This is a genomic window from Caballeronia calidae (genome assembly GCF_900044055.2).
GTDB lineage: Bacteria > Pseudomonadota > Gammaproteobacteria > Burkholderiales > Burkholderiaceae > Caballeronia > Caballeronia calidae.
Window position 1 is genome coordinate 1 of sequence record NZ_FCOX02000182.1, and the last position, 4,284, is coordinate 4,284.

The 4,284-nt window shown below is 58.1% G+C and carries 6 protein-coding genes and 1 pseudogene; 1 reads left to right on the forward strand and 6 read right to left on the reverse strand.

Going from position 1 to position 4,284, the window contains the following annotated elements:
• Positions 1-737: LysR substrate-binding domain-containing protein (locus tag AWB78_RS41580; protein ID WP_198399485.1), on the forward strand; the 737-nt coding region annotated here is incomplete at its 5' end.
• A 221-nt stretch (positions 738-958) separates the two neighbouring features.
• Here the strand turns inward: AWB78_RS41580 and AWB78_RS48035 are convergent.
• From AWB78_RS48035 to AWB78_RS41595, 6 genes and pseudogenes are all read right to left on the reverse strand, one after another.
• Positions 959-1,126 (reverse strand): hypothetical protein, encoded by a 168-nt coding sequence (locus tag AWB78_RS48035; RefSeq protein WP_198399486.1) that lies wholly within the window; start codon positions 1,124-1,126, stop codon positions 959-961.
• Between the two features lie 6 nt (positions 1,127-1,132).
• Entirely contained in the window at positions 1,133-1,267 is a 135-nt protein-coding gene (locus AWB78_RS49515) for a hypothetical protein (RefSeq protein ID WP_269768984.1), read from the reverse strand.
• 165 nt (positions 1,268-1,432) lie between these two features.
• Positions 1,433-2,110, reverse strand: a complete 678-nt coding sequence (locus tag AWB78_RS41585; RefSeq protein WP_062613000.1) for a hypothetical protein — start codon at positions 2,108-2,110, stop codon at positions 1,433-1,435.
• Positions 2,104-2,481, reverse strand: coding sequence for a GIY-YIG nuclease family protein (locus tag AWB78_RS50065; RefSeq protein WP_082883644.1), 378 nt, complete (start codon positions 2,479-2,481; stop codon positions 2,104-2,106). Before AWB78_RS50065 ends, AWB78_RS41585 begins: the two co-directional genes overlap by 7 nt.
• A gap of 17 nt (positions 2,482-2,498) precedes the next feature.
• A pseudogene (locus AWB78_RS41590) lies at positions 2,499-2,903 on the reverse strand (Rossmann-fold NAD(P)-binding domain-containing protein); the annotation flags it as partial.
• Positions 2,904-3,019: 116 nt separating this feature from the next.
• Positions 3,020-4,030 (reverse strand): alcohol dehydrogenase catalytic domain-containing protein, encoded by a 1,011-nt coding sequence (locus AWB78_RS41595; RefSeq protein WP_082883645.1) that lies wholly within the window; start codon positions 4,028-4,030, stop codon positions 3,020-3,022.
• Positions 4,031-4,284 lie beyond the last annotated feature (254 nt).

Below are 4,284 nucleotides of genomic sequence, written 5' to 3' on the forward strand. Positions count from 1 at the left end.
AGCCCTGTAACCAGCCTGCATCGTCTATCCTCCGGATCCATTGCATCTTAACAGTGCCGCTTCCCACCACCCAGCACCGCCGGGAAGTTATTTCTCACTCGTTCCTAAGAGCCAGAGACGAGCAGAGCAACCAGGCTGTCACGATTGCTTGCACCCAAGCGGTCGCTCATTTCTGGCTTTTCCCGCGAATAGTGCGATTCAATAACCGTTACCCGGAAATAACTGTCAGCGTCATCTCTGCGAATGCGATCAACGAACGAAGTTGCAGCGAAAGCGATTTCGGTATCCTCTACGGCGACGGAGACTGGCCAACGCTCGATAGCGCGCCGCTGTTTCCCGAGATTGTCTATCCGATCCGCAGTTCGACGCTTGATCTTCCTGAACCCACCAAGCCCGAGGATCTGACCGCCCTTCCTCTCATTCAACTCGATTCGAGTCAATGGGATTGTTTGGACTGGCAAGACTGGTTCGATCACTTTAACGTGGACTACCAGATTCCTCGCAATGCGCTGACGTTCAATCAGGTCACGCTGTCATTCAACGCAGCGCTCGAGGGTTTGGGCGTAACGCTTGGGTGGGACTTCATGGCACGTCAGTCGATTGAGTCCGGTACGTTGAAGAGAATGGGCGACTTCGCATATGAAACAGGCCGGTCCGATTTTCTGGTTCATGCCAAGTTCCGACCTATCTCCGCATCTGCAAGCATTTTTCGAGACTGGTTGTTGGCTTCCGTTTAATCCCTGTCGCCGCAATCTCGTGCCACCATCGTGACGTCATCGCATGGGCGATTCGAATATGTTTGTCGAGAGCGCATTTCGCGGTGTGCCTTTCAATCCCGCGCCCGGAGTCCCCACCCCGCCAGCGTGCTGCCGGATTCGGCCACTGGGCGCCACTGTCACATGCGGCTTTATTTCGGCCGAGGGACGCCTTCGTGATGTGGTGCGAATGAGGCTTTCAGTTAAATGCGCTTGAATGGCCCGGCGAGCAGGCCGTACGCGAACATCCCCGCGATGCCGTGCGCGCCGGCGAACCGCGGCGCGCGGTCGAACGAGCCCGTCCTCGCGCCGACGTAGCCGATCACAATTGGCGTGACGATGCCCGCGGTATTGCCTATGCCGTTGAACACGCCGCCCTAAAGCCCTGTCATTTCGCGCGGCGCGACGTCCGACAGCACGGCCCAGCTTATCGCGGCGAGTCCCTTGCCGAAAAACGCCAGCGACATGATGACGACGATCGCCGTATTGGTCGTCGCGAGCGGCGCGACCACGTTCCTTGATCAGATAGCTCGGGAACCAGGTGATGAAAAAGTACGTGAGCGCCCTGATGCAGTACTGGTCGATATAGATCGCCCAAAGCATGGGGCTCGCGAAGAGCGTCAAAAGTTCCCGCCGCGTAGAGCGGCGGCGGGTCCTCGCGAGGCTGACATCGAGGCTCACGAGTGCGCCGTTGCCCGCGATGTAATCGTACTCGGCGCGGCTCCTGAGCTCTGCGTCATCCCGCCGAAGACCCTATTTACCGATTGCTTCGGCCACCCACGCATGCACGGGCTTAAGTCGTTCAATTGCAGACAACAGTGAGTCCATCGAACGAGCGACGGGTCGATCGGAACCCATATTGTGAGGTGCGGAGAAACGTCCATTTCCGTCATTGATGCCTCCGGTCGCCCATCCTTGATTCGCGTGGCAGCCTGACGAGCCCTGCCGCGATAGTCCTTGGTCGCATCGAGGCAACGGATCGCTTCGTCGAGGATTGCGCGCCATGTAGTTTCAGTGAGTTCCGACAGGAGAATCTCACGGCCGCCCATGAGTTGTTCCGCAATGTATGGCCTCGAAGTGACCTGCCACGCATCTCGAGCGAATCGGACCGTAACGTCTTCCACGTTGTTCAAATGACGCGCAAGCCTTGGCAAGGTCGGGGCTGCAAGTTCAGAACGGATGAGCGAAGCGATTGGCCAGTTCCGATATGCCATGCCCTCAAGGTTGACTCCGATGCGCGCTTTGTCGTCGTCCGGATTGATCTTGAGATTCCGTTGAACGCCTTCTTGCCCGTCGCTAACGCCAAATTCCGGTTTGTTTAACTGACCGAAGGGACGACCCTTAATGTTCAGCAACTGCGCGAATCCATCCAGAAGATGAGCATATGTGTGTCCCTACCCCGGCGCGATGATTGTTTGGGGGGGCAGCTATTTCGCGGCAAAACTACGTGGTCTCGCTTCTGATCTTCCGCGATCGTTACAACCCTCAGATCAGCCGCGGACTCGAGTATCGATCTAATAGCGACGATCGCGTCGTTCGGGTGAATGTTGAAGAACTCACGCCCTCTCTGCCGCAGCGGCACCAACTTCGCGTGAACCAACGATTCACACTTGTGGCAATCGTTCACTGTCAGCGAATGCATCACCTCCCACAAAAAAAAATCGCCGGTCGAACTCTTGTTGATCTCTGCGCAGCGTACGACGGGATCTCTCGTAGTTTTCCCAATCTTGCAGACGGAAGATCGATGTTCGCCTGCGACGAGAGCACGTCGAGACTTTGCGCGCGCGTCGTGCGCGGCGCGGCTTCCAGCGCGAACGCGGTGACGTTGGCGGCGGCGAGGCGCGCGGTGTTTTCGGTGTTGAAGGGATCGAGCATGCCGATCAGCACGGCGCCCGACTTGAGCATCGACAGTTCGCTTTCTGCCGGCGACTGCACCTTGAGGACGATCTCGGCGGAAAAGGCCGTGGCGGCATCGACGATATCCGCGCCCGCCTGAGCGAACACATCGTCGATATAGCTTGCCGGCAAGCCCGCGCCGCTCTGGACAGAAACGCGACGTCCTTGCGTGACGAGCTTCTTGACCGTTTCGGGCGTGGCGGCGACGCGCGCCTCGTTCGCCCTCGTTTCAGCAGGTATGCCTATTAGCATGCTGCTGTCACATCGAAGTGGAATGAACCGCGCAGCCTCGGACCCGAGACTGCAAGGACAGTCCCGGAACTAACGCCTTTGCGACACGAGGGGCTAAAGGAGATACGCTCGGTTGGTCAGATCGATGTTGGAATGAGTAAAACTTTGCTGGACCCGGCCAACCCTGCGTGCAGATCGGCAAAAGCTTGCGCGCCTTCCGAAAGCGGCCGTTGTTCGAGCCACGTCAAGCTACCGAACGCGCCTTGATGCAACGCGCTGACCGTTGCCCGGAGATCGGCCATCGTATAGGTGTAGGTGCCCAGCAACGTGATTTCAGCGAGCGTGAGCTTTCGCATATCAATCTCACTCGCCCAGTCTTGCAAGCCGATGTGCATCATGACACCGCCCGGCTTGAGCGCAATGAGGGCGCTGTTTCGTGTCACTTTCGCACCCACCGCTTCGATAACACAATCAAAGCGGTTCGGCTCCGCCTCGTGCTCCAGCGGATTGTACGTTTTACATTTCGCTTCGTTTTCCGCCGATGCACGTCGAGCGGCGTGGGTCTCCGCGACAGTCAAATCGCGACATCCGTACGATCGAAGAAGTAGTGCACAGAACAGACCGATGGCTCCCCCTCCGATGATCAGAACGCTGCATTCCGGGATCGGCCGGTTCAACGCACGCATGGTCAGGTTCACGGCATGCAACGCCGTAGCCGCTGGCTCGGTCGCCGCCGCGACATGCGCCGGCATTTCAGGCGGGATGATGACAAGGCTGGCTGCCGGGATCGACATGTATTCGGCGAAGGCTCCGGGCCGCGTCATGCCGACCATCGTGCGATTGGCGCACAGGTTGTCCCGACCTTGCACGCAATATTCACAAGTGCCGCACGTAATCAGCGGATTGCCGGTTACGCGTGTGCCTTCTTTCCATTTCGAATCGCGGCTTTGAGCAATGGTGCCCGCAAATTCGTGCCCTAGCACCAGGCCCGGCTTCCGTCGAGGATCGTGGCCGTGATAGGCATGCATGTCGGACCCGCAAATGCCGACAGCATCGATCTTCAGCACCACTTCACCGTCCTCTGCGACAGGTACGGGGCGTTCGAGCAATTGCATCTCGTTTGGCTGTGTGTAGACGAGCGCTTGCATCACAAAGGTCTCCGGACGTGGTTATCGGGTGACGTTCAATTCGCGAGCGCGAACACGCTCACACTGTGGGGATTTCCGGTGGCGAGCAAGCCAGGCACAACAGAGCGCGCTCAAGGTTCCCGCGCCCAGTACATAAGCGCACAGGTACCAGGGTTGGCCTGAGTGAAGGCCAGTAAGATACTGACTGGTGCATCAAATAGTGCTCTTTTTTCTCAGGCAGCGTAACGGACGTGTCTTTCCTTAAAGAGATTGCG

Excerpts from the sequence above, each read along its gene's own strand:
- AWB78_RS41595 (WP_082883645.1), bottom strand. The coding sequence starts at position 4,030 with ATGCAAGCGCTCGTCTACACACAGCCAAACGAGATGCAATTGCTCGAA.